Raw genomic sequence first — 15,679 nt, 5'->3', positions numbered from 1 at the left:
CTGCTGTGCTTACTAATATGGAAACGTCAAATGTGTTGTATGAGTTTTGCCGAGTAGTAAAACCGGGAGGATATCTGGTGTTTACAAACCGAGAGGATATCCACTCTCAAAAAAAATTCGACGTTACCTTGCAACAGATGGAGTCAGAAGGTATTTTAAAACAAGCCTATCTTTCGCCACCACAACCCTATCTTCCCAATAATCATGATTATGCAGAGAAGATCAAGATTCTGTATTGTGCCTATGAGGTGTGCATTTGATGTCTCTCTGGGCTGTTGGCGAAGCTTGCGCCTTAGCCCATAGCATTGGAGATTCTAAAAGGTCGTTAATTCACGTCCTTCTAGAAATTAAAACATGGAGGCTCTCAACTCTGTTTCTTGTAGGCATAAACAAAGGTAGTTTGCCCCAATTTTTGGCGCAAACTTTCCCGTTGCTCAAGATAGTGAACGATGCTTCCATCCTTGTTCATATTTCCAACTCGCTCCAATGCTTGTTCTAATTCCCCTTGCTTCGCCAAAGACCAAGTAGAATCACCATTCCGATAGGTTTGCTTGAGGGGGCCTTCTGGGTCAAGGTAATTGTCACCTTGCATAACAGCATGAATTGGAACAACAATGCCCCCAAAGCAAAAGCCAGCTTGATCCAATTTCTGAGTAATGCATGCTATGGGTGGCATACGTTTAGCGATTCTTGATACCGCGTCTGGAATCAGATCAGCCCACCAAAATCCATCATAAATCTGTGGATGACTGCTGGTATTACACACAAATACGCCTTGGGGACGCAGCACTCGATACGCTTGCTCAAACACCTGGTTCAGTTCAGGAAAATTTTCCTGAGCTGCGTCGTCGGAACCCAAGTGATGGAGAACCTGGTTACACATTATCCCATCAAAGGTTTCATTCTCATAGGGAAGATCGATAAGACTGCCTTGATCTAAGTGAATATTGGGGTGATTGCGGAACTTTTCTGTTGCTTGCGCCAACATTCCCCCATTGAATTCTAGACCCCACAGGCTATTGACTTTGCTCTTCAACGCCTGGATATAGTTTCCAGTACCACACCCACCATCCAAGATCACCTGCTCTGGCAAAGGACGAGGGGTAGTCGCAAAGCAACCTAATAAAATCTCAACCCCGATTGGGATACGAGTGGTGTCGTAGTTTTTGGATGTATCCTGATAGTTTTCATATTCTTTAATCATGGCTTTGTTTTTACAATTTTCGGTGTTATCGATGATATTCTATGTCCTCATAATATTACACTGAGGTATACCATAGATATGGTTTTATGGGCGTTGCTGAATTAAGCAATTAATAGGAGTGGGGTGGGCATCCTGCCTGCCCGAAAATATTGATAATGGGCAAGATGCCCGTTCCACCAAGATGCCCGTTCCACAACAAGATGCCCGTTCCACAACAAGATGCCCATTCCAAAAGTTTATCCCCCTCCAGGATTGATCAACTTAAAGTTAGCCTCAGAAATTACGGCGGTTTGCATAACTATCAGGTACACAAGATTTTTTTCCCTCTTCCCTGTTCCCACTTCCGACTTCCCTGCTCCCTGCTCCCTGCTCCCTGCTCCCTAAAAACCGATAACGAAAGTACCTAACAGCAAGTGCAAACCGCTGTAGATCACATCATTATCCGCTTAACTGTTCAAGGGGGTAGAATTATAAACGATAATATTATACACAATTAACCATAACTATTAACGATGAAAAAATACATTAAATATATCCAAGACTCTCGGGATATCGCTAGATTATTAAATGGTGTAGAATCCGAAAATTTAAACAACTTATTTTGGTATGACTTACCCTTAAAATATGCAGTCAGTTGGCGCGGAATTTTTCACATATTTAACGCACACATATTCCAACGAAAACGAGATGCGATTGCCAAAAATTACGACATCAATACTATTTACTATTCCCACAGGGAAGAAGATGGTATCAACCATCCGAACCCTAGTGTTTGGTACTGTACATCCCTCAACAGTAAACCGTGGTTTGATGATAACGATGAAATTACCTCAATCCTCGAACAAAATGCCGAAATAATTATATCTGAGTACAACAAAATAGATGAATATATGAAAGAACATCCCGATAATGTTAGCTTAATGGGGTCAGGTCAATGGAATGGTATATTTATTTTTTCTACTGGGCGAGAGAAACAAGCTATAGCATATTTATGCCCAAAAACACTTTCAATACTCGAAAAATTACCCCTTTGTATTAACTTTGGTTTTGTGCTGTTTTCCGAGTTAGTTTCTGATAGTCATATATTGCCCCATAGTGGTTCTTCAAACTTAAGATTGAGATACCATTTAGGAGTGCGCATACCCGAACCAGAAAGTGCAAAAATACGAGTAGGAAATGAATGGCGCTTTTGGCACCAAGGTAAAGCTATGGCGTTTGACGATTCTTTCGAGCATGAAGTATTGCATCAAGGGGAAAAATCAAGAGTTGTCTTAGTTATCGATGTATGGCATCCCTCATTAAGTGAAGAAGATATAAAAATACTCAGTCATCCAGTTTTTGCAACTTATGGTAAACTGTGACGGATAAATATTACGTTATTCAGTTCTGTTGGCGATCGCTTAAACTGGTCAAGAAAATAATCCAATATGAATAATTTATAGAAATCTGATATAAAAATTTTAATATGTTCTCTACAAACACCATAGAACATGATTTGTATCTTTTCCCAAATCATAATTGCTGAATAGAGATGCTCACTGTAGACAAAGTAATACATTAGGGTGTAACATACATATTGTTTTAGAGCTATTTAAAGATTAGACATTGCAGAACAATTGGCACGAAATCTGGAATCGCAGACAGGCTGATCAGGCAGAGCAGCCAACTTTAGTTTCTTTGCTGGTTGCAAATGGCTACGATCCTCCCTGGTCATCAGGTGTGCAAGAATCTGGCTGGATGGCTTATGGGAAGCATATCGCGGCTCGGCTCAACATCACCCCAAAGGATTCATTGTTGGAAGTTGGGTGTGGTGCAGGTGCTTTTCTCTATCCGTTTTACCAACAAGGAAACCCCGTCGCGGGAATTGACTACTCAGCTAACTTGGTCAAGATTGCCCGAGCGGTCATGCCCCAAGCCACGATCAGCCTAGGAGAAGCCATTGATCTACCAAGAGACCGTCAATTCGATGTTGTGGTGTCAGGGGGGGTCTTCCATTATTTTCCAACCTATGAGTATGCAGCAGAGGTGCTCCGGGGCATGGTTCAAATCGCCCAGAAAAGTATCGGCGTTCTTGATCTTCCTGATCTGTCTAAGCAGGAAGCAGCAATCAGTGCCCGGAAAGCAGCCATCGGAGATGCGGAATATGAGGAGAGGTATCGGGGACTCGATCATTTGTACTACAGCAAGGACTGGTTCCAACAAGTTCTAGCAACTGAGTCGGTTCAGGTAACGACTGAAGATCAGTGCCTTCAAGCCTACGACAATAGCAAATATCGTTTCAATGTCTTGATTCATAAACACTAATGGAAGTAGAAACAGCTGTTATTCTAGCTGCTGGTATGGGCATTAGACTGCAGGAACTAGGGCAATCGACTCCTAAAGGGTTTCTCCAGTTGGGAGAGCAACCCATTATTGAGGAATCGATAGAGCGCCTGACTGCCTGCGGTATGCAGCGCATCATCATTGTCACTGGTCATTTATCTGACTTTTATGAGCGTCTGCAGCAACGTTTTAATGACCAGATATTGACGGTTCATAACCCACACTATGCCGAATCAGGTACCATGTATTCCCTCTATTGTGCCCGTGATCTGATTGAGGGTGATTTTCTGTTGTTGGAATCAGATCTGATTTACGAACAGCGTGCTTTGACAGCAGTCTTGAACTTTCCTAAAGACAATGTCGTCTTGCTATCTGGTCAAACCAATGCTGGTGATGAAGTGTATGTAGAAACTTCAGGTGAGACAATCGTTGCGATGTCTAAAAATAAGGCTGAACTGGGGAGTCAAATTGCCGGTGAATTGGTCGGTATTTCCAAAATATCCCAGCCTTTGTTTCAAAGTATGTTGGCCCAAGCCACCGTAGGATTTAAAACGAGCCTCAAGCTGAATTATGAAACTGATGGGCTGATAGCAGCAGCAAAATCCTATCCAGTTTACTATACGGTGATTAGCGATCTACTCTGGGCAGAAATTGATGACCGATACCAGCTTGCCAGAGCAACAGAGCAAATCTACCCAGCAATTCTCCAGAAAGATGCTCAGTGACAGCACATTGGCAGATGGCCTTTATAGCACTGCGCGCTGTTATATTTACAGATCCTGTCAGGCTGCATCGACTGCCTTGTCAAGATTAAAATCATACTTAGGCAACTCTTTCCTAATGGCCGTCTTCTCTTTGTGCCACCAATGCTTGATGGGGTTGAAGTCAGGGGAATAGGTGGGCAAGAACAGTAATTAACACCCAGGTTTTTCGATCAGTTCCCTAATGTAAAAAACCTACCCCTGTGAGTGCCCCATCTCCTCATCTGGATCTGTAGTCCTACTTTAAAGAATTGGTATTACTTTAGTTCGGGGAGAGTTCAAGGTTTCTGAGCAGATACAACTAGGGCTGACATAGGCAGAAGCAGTCGATTATTTTGCCTATAGCTTGCAGTGTTCTGGTGAATTGCTGCCCGTATATTGTCAAGGGATTTACTAGTTTGAGCGCGCAGTATACCACCTGTTCTTGCAGTGCCTTTATAAAAAGCATCAAAAAGTTCATCGGCACTGCTAAGTTCCCAGAGTAGGTAAATTTCCTGCACAGAAGGATTCTTAAATCCTAAATTTTGCAAACACTTGAAGCAATAATCCGGTTCACTAAATAGAAAAAATGGCGGCCCTTCTGGAAGAGTAACCTCTGAATTTTTATAGGTCTCAATCGCCTTATTCATAATCTTCAACGCTATCGATTTTTCTGGCTTACTCCACACAGTAAAGCCAAACTTGGCCTGGCTACGAATTACCCGAAATGCTTCACCCAGTGCCTTTTCTGGTTCAGCCAAATGCAAAATTCCAAAGTTCATTACGGCTGCTTGATATCGAGATTCGGCAAAGGGTAATGATTCGGCTTCCCCCTGAAAAAATTCGATCTGGGGATTCAGTTGCCGTGCTTTGGCAACCATAGCGTCTGATAAATCTACCCCCGTCACCTTACATCCTCGCTTCTGGGCCTGGGCAGCCACATAACCAGGACCAGTGGCAATATCAAGTAATTCCATATCCATTGCCGCATTTACACTATCGAGCAGAGTGTCGATAGTTTGGCTAGTCAGAGACGAAAAAGAGGAATGGTATTGGTCTACTGACTGTTGCCATCCACAATATTCAAATTGTCTAAATTCCTTGGGATTATTGGTGGGTATTGTCATCTTTCGGTAATCTTTTTGGTAGCTGTTAGGTAAGCATTCAGCCGTCAGCCGTGAGCTATAGCAGAAGTCATTTGTCAGAAGTCATTTGTCAGAAGTTAAACTCAAGCCAAACTGTAGTTTGAGACTTTTGTCATGTCCTAATTACCCTGGCGACTGCTATAAGAGCTCACGCTACTTGAGGTGCCGTCAGCAGACTTAACTCATATTAAATGAATGGTTACCTGTTTTATTCAAAAGCTTTTCCCGTAGCGTGGCACAGGCTACTTGAGGTGCTATCAGCTATCAGCCAAAAGCCTGTGGCTACGCTACGGCAACAGTTTATGCCCATAGCGCAAGCTACACCGAACAGCTTTTGAATAAAATAAGCTGACGGCTGATAGCTGACGCCTGAATGCTTACATGGCGTTGAGCCAAAATTAGCCTTAATGACGAGTGTAAGAACGCTCGAAATGGGTTTTAACTTGATGGGCAACTGTTGCTATAACAACGGCTGAGCCAGACCCTAAACTAGCTATTAGTTCAGTCCCAGAACCATCCGTAACTATTGCCAAAGCCGCCAATGCGATCGCTACTCCCACAAAAGTCGTTTTTAACCGGTTGGTTACCTGATAGGCTCGATTGCAGGAACCACAGATTTGAGTATGTCGCCTTAATCGGTCTAGGGGAGCTGGTTGCTGATTATCCTCTCGTTCTTTCTGGGATAGCTTCCTGGTGGAATAGCCTTGATAAAAAGGTAAAGACGTTCCGAACTTATCGAGCCACTTGCGATACTCAATCAACAACATATCCGATGTTTTGAGTTGTAAATACAGTGAGTTTAGGCTTGTTCCCAACCGCTCCACTTCTGCCTGCTGTCCCACCACAAGTGGTAAATCTTCTTCTAAGAATTTGTCTCGGTACCAGTGTTCCATCCAACGAGGCTGTAGCTTCAGTTTCCAGGTAGAGTGATTATTATAATTCCTGATAATAATACGGCATTTGCCTTTACCTAGAGGAAGGGAATAAAGTGCTGCTCCACCGATACGAACTGATTTTTCCCCACTTGAGCTTCTGTAGGTCACTAAATTGGGAGCAACGAAATCAAGGTTTACCCATGGGCTATTCTTTTGCCTGGTTTTTCGGTACCTGCCTCGAATCCCAAAAGTAGAACTTTCCAGGACTTCCATTTCTAAGGGTTGAGCGTATTTTCGACTACTTAGGGTGCCCTCGTGACTGATGTAGAGGTGAGAGGGATCGAGGGCATTTTCTATAAAATAGGTTTGGTCGTAGGGGAGGTCTATCATATAGTCTGAGCTGGCAACTGTAGGATTGTCCAAATCCGCTACAGTTGGGATTCCCTCTTGATCAGCAGCTTCAGGTTTCCCCATCCATACCCAGACAATACCTTGCCGTTCCACAACCGTAAAGGATTGCACACAGGCTTTGGCTGGAATCTTGGCATCTTCTGGTAACTGGGGAATGTGTAAACATTGACCATCTCGACCAAATTGCCAGCCGTGATATAAGCACTCAATTTTACCATCAATGATTTGTCCCTCTGAGAGTTTAGCGGCGCGGTGAGGGCAGCGGTTTGTTAAACAGGCTAGCTTACCATCTTGGTTTCTGAACAAGACCAAAGGCTCGTCGTACAGGGAAAAGCTGTAAGGACGGTCTGTGGGCAGGTCTTGCACAAAGGTAACAGGATACCAGCACTGCTGCCAGTTGAACTCTTGCTGTGTTTCAGCTATAGGAGCGGTGCCAGTTTTTTGTACTGCTTCTGGTGTTTTGGTATCAACTCTCATAGATAACTTCCTCTATGAAACAACTGACCATCAAAGATGGCGAATCTGGAGCTTTTTCGGCACTGACGCCAGCAATACTAAACCTTTAATGTCAATCTTAGTACTAAGGCTTGCTAGACATTGCCCACCCTATTTTTAGACAATCACGCATTCCTGTGTAATCAAATCAGCTGTGCGGGTATCATCCGTGAAGTTAGCAATCCCTCTCTTGATCCGATCGGTGCTGTATCTCCAACTAAGGATAAGAGTGCTATCGTGGCCAGGCTCAAGGGTTTCTGGCACGTTTATGGAAATTCCGTCGGGAAAATCAAAGATTAATCGACCGTCCTTCGGCCAATGGACAGGGTAATCTGGCAGGGGAATTTCATCAAATGTGCCTGATCGTAATACCAGGGTATCTATCGCCTTAATGCTCGGATAATCCCGATTACTTACCTCTGGTCTCTGATTAGACCAGGGAAATGGGACAACGTCAAGTTTCACTTCCCGGAACAAGGAAATCCTGGAGAGTACACATGGATTGCCTGATTCCTTGGAGCGATCGGGGAAATAGCTAATTACCACACTGATACGACGGTTCCCTTCCAACAGGTAAATCTCGGTCAAGTTGACCTGGTCTTTCCTAAAAGGTCTACTCAATATACCAGAGGATTTAGATGAAAACATCGTCGTTGAACTCAGATCGATGGGGTGAGAGATACCTGGACCGCATTTTTCAATAATCCACGTATTTTCTTGGACTTTCGAGGGATCGTCTTGGTTAAGAAAACACACATAATGCTCAATTTGAGATGCATCTGCTAGAGGAGTAAATCTTCTTGTGGAATCAAGGACTTCATCAAGACTTCCGTTACCCTTATATCGAGAAAGAATTCCTTTCCAGGTGAATCCATGATCCTTAATAAAACGATACCATTGTCGGAATAATTTTTCCTCTGACTGGTCAGTTGACTGCTTGTCCTGAATCTGATCACGATCATTCATGGTTCTTTAGTCCCTCTAGTCTGACTTAACCTACTCTAAGTTAACAAAGAAAGCGATTGGCCGTAGGCCACGCTACGCGATCGCTATACTCGCACCTATATACTCGCACCTACAGGATGGCATAGCTCTCGCGATCACCAAGTCAACTCCCTGATGCGATCGCGTAGGGGTTCAATGCTCGCGCATCGCATACCCCAGATTCATAAAACAAATGCGTTCGCGTAGCGGCTCAATGCTCGCGCATCGCATTTTTTTTCAACCCCTTTCTTTCTATTAAATAGATAGCAGTTATCAATCGGGTGAGTTACCCAGCCCTTGGGATTTTAGGGAGTAGGGAGTAGAGAGCAGGGTAAGCCCAGAAAAAATTGAGCCAAAATGTGATAAAAGGCAAGTATTATGACCATAGTAATCTTTGATTATCAGCACTATTGTACTTTTTTTCAATAGTTTTTTTCAATATTGTTAGTAATAATTACTCCTTACGGCGGTTTGCATAACTATCAGGTACACATTGTTTCTCCTCTTCCCACTTCCGACTTCCCACTTCCGAACGCGCCCCGCGTGGCCCACGGCCTCAGTCCCTGCTCCCTGCTCCGAAGTCCCTACAAACCCAAAACGAAAGTACCTAACTGAAGTGCAAACCGCTGTATTAATTTTGGCTCTCCTACAATGGGTGTGGTAAATGAGTAGTTTAAATGAGCGATTACCCCTTCAATAGCAAGGGATTCAATGAACTAAAAATGCCATTTTAATAAAAATGCATTTTTAAATTACTCAAAAGCTTACTTAGTAAGGTTTACGGCGATTATTTTATACTAATTTATCATAGCCACTCTAGGAGAGCCTTAATTTTTGCCCTTACCCTGGGCAGCACACTAACCCCTATTTACGCTGCCACAGCCAACTAATACCGCCCATAGCTACTGCCAATACCCCAAACAGGGAACTTGGTTCCGGAACAGTTTTCACCTCAGCAATCACAGTGACATTAGGATCTAATTTTGCCCCTGTATCGAATACAAACTCAAAAGCGTTGGCATCATCTAGAAGATTAGCGCGCAAGAACAAAGCACTCCAACGGGCAATGGTTTCAATCGCTTCATCCTGAGCTAGAGTGGGATTGCTAAAATCGGGTCGCGCACCAGGGGGTTAGTGGACAGTTACAATAAGTATCACAATATCTAGTAAAGTCTATGGAAAAGTCATAGACTTTAGTCATGGCATTAGTACCTCTCCGTAAGGCGGTCGAACTTACGGGACTCTCTCAAACCACTCTAAGGAAGTACGCAGACAATGGCACGATCAGATGCTAACGAACCCCCAGCGGATACAGGATGTTTTGTACAGTTAGCCTTGCCACTTTGGGGAAACGACAACCCCCAAAACCAGCTACCATCTGTTATTGCCGGGTCAGTAGCTCCAAGCAAAAAGATGACCTCGTCAGGCAAGTCGCGTACATGCACTCGCTCTTCCCGGAAGCAGAAATCATCAAAGACATCGGCTCAGGACTTAACTACAAAAGGAAAGGACTTAGAGCCATATTGGAACGACTTATGCAGGGATGTCAGCTCACGATTGTTGTTACCTGTAGAGACCGGCTCACCAGATTCGGTTTTGAACTGTTTGAGTACTTGGTCGGATACAACGGTGGAAAAATCTTGGTTCTCGACCAACCTAAAAGTTGTCCAGAATCAGAACTTACCGCAGATCTTCTCTCCATCATTCACGTCTTCTCTTGCCGAGTCCACGGACTCCGAAAGTACGGGACAAAAATCAAAGAAGATCAGGATATTCCTAAGTGCTGATCAGAGATCGATTGTCCGAAAGTGGTTTGGAGTGTCTCGTTACGTCTTCAACAAGACCGTCAAGATACTTCAGAATAGTAAAGTAAAAGCTAATTGGAAAGCCATTAAAACTGGCATATTAAATAACCTTCCCGAGTGGTGTAAGGAAGTACCTTATCAAATTAAATCGATAGCGATAAAGGATGCTTGCACCGCTGTTAGGGAGGCCAAGAAAAAATACCAAAAGACTGGAAAAAGTAATCGGGTTAGGTTTCGCTCTAGGAAAAACCCAATTCAGTCTTGCTACATCCCCAAATCAGCAGTCTCAGTCAAAGGCATTTATCACACTAAACTGGGAGGATTAACTTTTGCTGAGACTTTGCCTGAGAACAGGGGAGATTGTAGATTGACTAGTAATAATGGGGACTACTACTTAACAGTCCCCCATCAGACTACTCAAATAAAAGCCGAAAACCAAGGTAGGGTAGTCGCGATAGACCCCGGAGTTAGAACCTTCCTGACATTTAAGAGTGAAAATTCTACAGGCAAGATTGGTCACGGTGACTTTTCTCGGATTCAAAGGCTTTGCGCTCATCTTGATAACTTAATCTCAAAAATAAGTAAGGCCAAGAGGAATCAAAAACGACGAATGAGAAAAGCTGCCAGGCGGATTGTTCTCAGAATTCAAAACCTAATAAATGAACTCCATCATAAAGCTGCTAGATTCTTGGTAGATAAATTTGATGTGATATTACTTCCGACCTTTGAGACATCTGAAATGTCAAAAAAAGGAAAAAGGAAAATCAGATCAAAGACAGTCCGAAACCTACTCACTTTATCCCACTTCAGATTCAAGGAGTTTTTAAAACACAAAGCTTCCGAAACTGGGAAAACAGTAGTAGATGTCTGTGAAGCCTATACCTCCAAGACTGTGAGCTGGACAGGAGAAATGGTAAACATCGGCGGCAGTAAGACCATTAGGTCAAAGATTGATGGCCGGTCTATGGATTGACCTTTGGTCACGCTTCGCGAACGGGACATCAATGGCGCTCGCGGGATATTCCTGAGGGCTTTGGTAGATACACCCTGGCTGCGAGAGCAGCTTGCATTGGTGAACTAAAGTCTGCGCTAGTAGACTTTAGTAGCCAAAAAGTATCGGATTATTAACATTAGTAATACTAAAGTGATTGGCACCTGCAACGGTAATCAATGCTTTGGGAGGATCTTGGATTAACTCAAAAGTCCCCAAAGCTTCCTCAGGGGTTGCCCGAGCATCGAGGCTTCCTTGAACTAAGGCCACAGGAATGCCATCATTAGCCGTAGGAACAAATTCCATTAAGAAGGGATCGAATCGATTTGTACCGTAGAAAGCACCGGCCATAAGTGCTTCTGGACGATTAAAATCATCCAAACAGAGGGGAAAAATACAGGAATCTTCAATCGCGGTTAAACCGACTGCCCCCCCTTGGGAATGACCGAGTAAACCTAGCTTCTCGGTATCCACAATACCCGCAAGCTGGGAATTATAATTCTCGCTTTCTGCAATAATAAAGTCGAAAATCGAGTTAATTTGCGAAGCTTCAGGAAGCAATCCTTCAAAATTAAACTGGGGTAGAGATACCCTATTGTTAGGAACGACAACCACAAAGCCGTAGCTAGCAACCTGAGTCGCAAAACTAGAGTAGAAGGATTTGTCTACCAATCCACCTGGCAAGAGGATGGTAGTGGGAAATAATTCCTTGCTAGTCCTAGATACAACTGGAAAGTAAATGTCTGCCGGATTGCCATTGGTTGTAATGGTAGTACTGAAGCTATCAACTTCAGAAAAAATGGGTGCATCACTGAAAGTGGCAGCAGTGGCTATTTCTGCAGTTCCGAGACTCAGAAAAATAGCACTAGAGAGGCTAAAGGAGTATTTTATTCGAGAAGAGTAAAAATTCATGAATTTTGTCAGTTTTATTACTAAAATAATGTTGCCAAAAACACTATAATTTAGCAAATTTTCCGCGCACATTCTAGTCCTGGTACCCTATAGGGATAAGCTGTAAGGACGGTCTGTGGGCAGGTCTTGCAGAAATTTTTCTACCAATTATTAGCCCTCACACCCCCACACTCTCCCCATCTCCCCATCTCCCCATCTCCCCACAATCCCCATCCCCCAAGACCCAAGACTTGATTAGTTTTCCGCAATTCTCAGCTCATCAATGTTCCATAACGGTCCCCCTAAGCTAGAAAATTTGATATTCTCGATGCGATCGCGTACTGCCTGAAAGTCTAGTGAATTGACCAGGAAAAACACGGGCAACTCCTCGGCAACGATTTCCTGGAATTGACCATAAATGACTTTGCGTTTGCTCTGATCAAGTTCTTTTATCCCAGCATTGAACAGACGGTCAATCTCTTGCTCCCAGTCAGACACTTCCCATCCTGCCAGTGGTGGTTGTCCGGGTTGAGGACCTTGATTAAATTGATGAAACGAGCCTCCACTGTACCAGAACACAAATACATTGTGAGGCTCATTTACTCCTGCTCCAAACGCACCCACATAACACTCCCAATCTCGAGTCGATAGAAGCTTTCTGAGCACAAGGTTGAAGCTGAGTACCTGCAAATCTGCTTCTATCCCAATTTGGCTTAAGTCTTGTTTAATCTGAATTGCTGCGTCTACTCGGGACTTATCGTCTGATTTCACCAGCATAGTAAATCTTACCCGGTTGCCATCCCAATCCAGCAGCTGATTTTGGGAGTTATATCTGAAACCAGCGTCTAATAGTAATTGTTTGGCCTTCTGGGGTTGATAGTTGTAGACTTTTAACCCTTCTTCTGGGGACAGGTAATAGGGACTTTGGACAGCAATGGGGGAATGTTGTACTTCACCGAGTCCCCGATAAATATTAGTTTTCATCCTTTCCCGGTCAATAGCATAGGCTACCGCTTGTCGAAAGGCCAAGGTATTGAACCAACGAGACTTGATCGGGTCTACGAAAGGCTTTCCCTGAGCATTGCGAGCTTTGTTGAGATTAAAACCGACAAACCTAATGCTAGTCATCGGTCCTCCATTGTAAATGGTGTATTTCCCCCGCTTTTCCTCTCGTTTAAGTAACCCAAATGCCTGGGGATTGACTCTGAGGCTATCCAACTCCCCAGAGCGAAATCTGAGTAACTGGTTATCAGAGGATGAGATAACTTGCAAGACAATCCGTTCAATGTAGGGCTGGGGATTTCCTTGAGCATCAGCACGCCAGTAATAAGGGTTGCGTTGTAGGATGACTCGCTCAGCAGGGGTATACTTTTGTAGTCGATAGGGACCATTGCTAACAATATCTTGGGGATTGGTGTCAGTTCCCCAAGTGGAAAGAAACTGGGGATTGCCATTACCATCAGTGGCTTGCACAGACTCTTGTAAGGCATGAGCCGGTAGAATGGCTAGGGTTCCTGCGGATCTCACAAATGGCGTAAAGGGTTGTGGTAAGGTAAACTCAACTCGCCGCTGATCTAGTTTGCGCACCGATGGGTACTTACCAGTACTACCAATCTGGAGGAAATCTCGGGAAACTGTGGGAATCTTGGGATTCAGGTAAAGCTGCTGATAGGTAAAGATCACATCATCCACAGTCAGGGGTTCCCCATCAGACCACTTTAGCCCATCCCGCAGGGTGAAGGTGATCTGCTGTCGGTCTGAGGAAATGTCCCAAGATTCAGCTAGTCCTGGCTCCAACTCCCCTGTCATGCCATTCTCACTCAACAATCCTTCGTAGAGGTAACCAAATACACCGAAGGGAGAGGTATTAACAATAGCGTTAAAGGTAGCTGGGTCACTAGGAGTAGCTAACACTAGTTGAGAGACCTGAGCTGCTTGAGTCTTAAACTGGTTCGGATGGCAACCTGTAAGGGTTAATAGACAAGATAGCACCAGCGCAACGGCTAGACGGAAGGGTCGTAAGATGTGTTGAAGAGGGAGTAGTGTGGGGAGTGTGGGGAGTGTGGGGAGTGTGGGGAGTGTGGGTAAGGAAGAAGTAGTTTTGGATAAGAGGATATCTTTAAATACATTTTTGATCATTGTCTTGATGCAGTCGCAAATGGTAACGGTATCGGGATTAAAATTTATATAGCAAGCGGATCTGGGAAAAAATCCTGTGTACCTCTTTAGGTTAGAAACCGCTATAGATTCAGAGTAACTAGAAAGGTTGATGCAGGTGATTAAACGGTATCCCGATAATGACCAACAAACCCTATTAGAGACAGCAGAGTCTTATCTAAGGGAATCCGTTGCTCCCTTGGCTTCAGAAATTGATAGTGCTCCTGAGGTGTTGGGAAAGGCTCTCTTGGGGATGAGCGTTCGCGTAGCGTCGGCAAAGCCGAATCGCACTTTCCTAGGGCTACGGATTCCGAAATCCTGGGGAGGTCTAGAAGTAAGTAGCACAACCTTTGGCTACTTCCAGCAACTGTTAGCACGGTATTCCGGTGCTTTGGCATTCTTGCAAATGCAACACCAGAGTGCTGGAGCAATGATCGCCTACTCTGAGAATGAATCGTTGAAGCACCAGTATCTTCCTAAATTAGCCAAGGGTCAAGTGCTAGTTGGTATCGGCTTTTCCCAAGTGCGACGAACAGGTAACCCACCGGTGAAAGCTATTCCGGTAGATGGTGGATATCATATCAATGGAAAAGTGCCTTGGGTTACTGGGTTTAGCTTGTTTCAAGAGTTTGTCATTGGTGCAGTATTGCCTGATGGTCGAGAAGTTTACGGTATGGTGCCATTGACTCCAACTTGCCAAGATGGAGGTGGTACTATTACCTTTAGCAAACCCATGGCACTGGCGGCGATGGAATCCACCAATACGGTTAGTGCTACCCTTACCGATTGGTTCTTACCTGAAGAACGTGTGGTCTCGATTGCTAAAGCAGGTGCAATTCACGACAATGACCAGAAAAAAGTTTTGTCTGCTGGTTTTTTGGCTCTAGGATGTGCCCAAGCTGGACTGGACATTGTAGCAGCGGCGGCCAAAACCAAGCAACTGGATTTTCTATACAATGCTTTTGAATCCCTCAACGGGGAATTGACTCGCTGCCAGACAGCCATGATCGAAGCAGCACAAGCAGATTATCAGACTTTTCAAGAACGGCTACAACTGAGGACTTGGGCAATCAACTTAGCAGGAAGATGTGCTCAAGCAGCGGTTACTGTGTCTAGTGGTGCTGCTAACTACAAACACCATGCTGCCCAGCGAGTCTATCGGGAAGCTTTGGTATTCACGGTCTCTGCTCAAACCACGGCTATCATGGAGGGAACTCTGGCTCGGTTGGTATAGCGCTACGCGCAAGTCCGTAAGTCAGAAGTCAGAAGTCAGAAGTCAGAAGTCAGAAGTCAAAAGTCAGAAGTTAAAAGTCAGAAGTCAGAATTCAAAAGTCAGAAGTAAGCTAGGACTAGGTTTCGGAGTTTATAAATGTCAAACATCTGAATGGGTAGTGCTATAAATGTTTCCTGTGGATGAATCCTGATTGACTGACTTAGAAACTCCTATACTCCCATATCTTGCCCTTGTGCCAACTTTGTGCTAAATCTCAACATCTAATCTAATTATGTAATATAATTGTATTATAAGAGGGCGTAGTGCAGAGGCAGTCACACCAGCCTTCTAAGCTGTGAACAAGTCGGCTTTGCTGAATCGCCCCCGCCGAATTCTGTCTGTGTAGTACAGCTTGTGTAGTACATACAACTATGGATATTACCCAA

Annotated in this window: 16 protein-coding genes and 1 pseudogene; 9 read left to right on the top strand and 8 right to left on the bottom strand. The window is 44.1% G+C overall.

What is annotated here, in order from left to right; genetic code table 11:
• A pseudogene (locus F6K37_RS15575) lies at nt 1–260 on the top strand (class I SAM-dependent DNA methyltransferase); the annotation flags it as partial.
• Nucleotides 261–364: 104 nt separating this feature from the next.
• Here F6K37_RS15575 and F6K37_RS15570 read toward each other — a convergent pair.
• Complete coding sequence (locus F6K37_RS15570) at nt 365–1,204, bottom strand: class I SAM-dependent methyltransferase (protein ID WP_008191536.1); 840 nt, start codon at nt 1,202–1,204, stop codon at nt 365–367.
• A 164-nt stretch (nt 1,205–1,368) separates the two neighbouring features.
• Between F6K37_RS15570 and F6K37_RS15565 the strand changes: the two genes are divergently transcribed.
• The 4 genes from F6K37_RS15565 (at nt 1,369) to F6K37_RS15550 (ending at nt 4,251) form a co-directional block, all read left to right on the top strand.
• Complete coding sequence (locus tag F6K37_RS15565) at nt 1,369–1,611, top strand: hypothetical protein (RefSeq protein ID WP_131826846.1); 243 nt, start codon at nt 1,369–1,371, stop codon at nt 1,609–1,611.
• Between the two features lie 105 nt (nt 1,612–1,716).
• The gene (locus F6K37_RS15560; RefSeq protein WP_287251073.1) at nt 1,717–2,565 is read left to right on the top strand and encodes an aspartyl/asparaginyl beta-hydroxylase domain-containing protein; all 849 of its coding nucleotides are present in this window, start codon (nt 1,717–1,719) and stop codon (nt 2,563–2,565) included.
• Nucleotides 2,566–2,809: 244 nt separating this feature from the next.
• Nucleotides 2,810–3,508 (top strand): class I SAM-dependent methyltransferase, encoded by a 699-nt coding sequence (locus tag F6K37_RS15555; protein ID WP_287251071.1) that lies wholly within the window; start codon nt 2,810–2,812, stop codon nt 3,506–3,508.
• The gene (locus F6K37_RS15550; protein WP_287251070.1) at nt 3,508–4,251 is read left to right on the top strand and encodes a phosphocholine cytidylyltransferase family protein; all 744 of its coding nucleotides are present in this window, start codon (nt 3,508–3,510) and stop codon (nt 4,249–4,251) included. The genes F6K37_RS15555 and F6K37_RS15550 overlap by 1 nt, the downstream gene beginning before the upstream one ends.
• Nucleotides 4,252–4,308: 57 nt before the next feature.
• Here F6K37_RS15550 and F6K37_RS44680 read toward each other — a convergent pair whose 3' ends face one another.
• Entirely contained in the window at nt 4,309–4,431 is a 123-nt protein-coding gene (locus F6K37_RS44680; protein ID WP_287294737.1) for a hypothetical protein, read from the bottom strand.
• Nucleotides 4,432–4,565: 134 nt separating this feature from the next.
• On the bottom strand, nt 4,566–5,393 hold the full coding sequence (locus tag F6K37_RS15545; protein ID WP_287251069.1) for a class I SAM-dependent methyltransferase: 828 nt from the start codon (nt 5,391–5,393) through the stop codon (nt 4,566–4,568).
• A gap of 209 nt (nt 5,394–5,602) precedes the next feature.
• On the opposite strand from F6K37_RS15545, the gene F6K37_RS15540 reads away from it, so the two are divergent.
• Nucleotides 5,603–5,749 (top strand): hypothetical protein, encoded by a 147-nt coding sequence (locus F6K37_RS15540; RefSeq protein WP_287251068.1) that lies wholly within the window; start codon nt 5,603–5,605, stop codon nt 5,747–5,749.
• A 66-nt stretch (nt 5,750–5,815) separates the two neighbouring features.
• Here the strand turns inward: F6K37_RS15540 and F6K37_RS15535 are convergent, their stop codons facing one another.
• The 3 genes from F6K37_RS15535 to F6K37_RS15525 all read right to left on the bottom strand — a co-directional run bounded on the left by F6K37_RS15535 (nt 5,816) and on the right by F6K37_RS15525 (nt 9,220).
• The gene (locus tag F6K37_RS15535; protein WP_008191526.1) at nt 5,816–7,174 is read right to left on the bottom strand and encodes an aromatic ring-hydroxylating dioxygenase subunit alpha; all 1,359 of its coding nucleotides are present in this window, start codon (nt 7,172–7,174) and stop codon (nt 5,816–5,818) included.
• A 135-nt stretch (nt 7,175–7,309) separates the two neighbouring features.
• Nucleotides 7,310–8,158 carry a DUF3598 family protein gene (locus tag F6K37_RS15530; protein ID WP_008191524.1) on the bottom strand — a complete coding sequence of 283 codons (849 nt, stop codon included), beginning with the start codon at nt 8,156–8,158 and terminating at the stop codon, nt 7,310–7,312.
• A gap of 882 nt (nt 8,159–9,040) precedes the next feature.
• Nucleotides 9,041–9,220 carry a PEP-CTERM sorting domain-containing protein gene (locus F6K37_RS15525; RefSeq protein ID WP_008191520.1) on the bottom strand — a complete coding sequence of 60 codons (180 nt, stop codon included), beginning with the start codon at nt 9,218–9,220 and terminating at the stop codon, nt 9,041–9,043.
• A gap of 272 nt (nt 9,221–9,492) precedes the next feature.
• Between F6K37_RS15525 and F6K37_RS15520 the strand changes: the two genes are divergently transcribed.
• Both F6K37_RS15520 and F6K37_RS15515 read left to right on the top strand, forming a co-directional pair.
• On the top strand, nt 9,493–9,963 hold the full coding sequence (locus F6K37_RS15520) for an IS607 family transposase (RefSeq protein WP_008191518.1): 471 nt from the start codon (nt 9,493–9,495) through the stop codon (nt 9,961–9,963).
• Entirely contained in the window at nt 9,866–10,954 is a 1,089-nt protein-coding gene (locus tag F6K37_RS15515) for an RNA-guided endonuclease InsQ/TnpB family protein (RefSeq protein WP_287264024.1), read from the top strand. Before F6K37_RS15520 ends, F6K37_RS15515 begins: the two co-directional genes overlap by 98 nt.
• 126 nt (nt 10,955–11,080) lie before the next feature.
• Here the strand turns inward: F6K37_RS15515 and F6K37_RS15510 are convergent, their stop codons facing one another.
• Both F6K37_RS15510 and F6K37_RS15505 read right to left on the bottom strand, forming a co-directional pair.
• Complete coding sequence (locus tag F6K37_RS15510) at nt 11,081–11,884, bottom strand: alpha/beta hydrolase family protein (protein ID WP_287251067.1); 804 nt, start codon at nt 11,882–11,884, stop codon at nt 11,081–11,083.
• 234 nt (nt 11,885–12,118) lie between these two features.
• Nucleotides 12,119–14,002 carry an ABC transporter substrate-binding protein gene (locus F6K37_RS15505; protein WP_287251066.1) on the bottom strand — a complete coding sequence of 628 codons (1,884 nt, stop codon included), beginning with the start codon at nt 14,000–14,002 and terminating at the stop codon, nt 12,119–12,121.
• 130 nt (nt 14,003–14,132) lie between these two features.
• Here F6K37_RS15505 and F6K37_RS15500 point away from each other — a divergent pair, with 130 nt between their 5' ends.
• Nucleotides 14,133–15,254, top strand: coding sequence for an acyl-CoA dehydrogenase family protein (locus tag F6K37_RS15500; protein WP_287251065.1), 1,122 nt, complete (start codon nt 14,133–14,135; stop codon nt 15,252–15,254).
• Nucleotides 15,255–15,679 lie beyond the last annotated feature (425 nt).

Source organism: Moorena sp. SIO4E2 (assembly GCF_010671945.1).
GTDB classification, from domain to species: Bacteria; Cyanobacteriota; Cyanobacteriia; order Cyanobacteriales; family Coleofasciculaceae; genus Moorena; species Moorena producens.
This window is presented reverse-complemented; position numbering and strand designations above follow the sequence as displayed.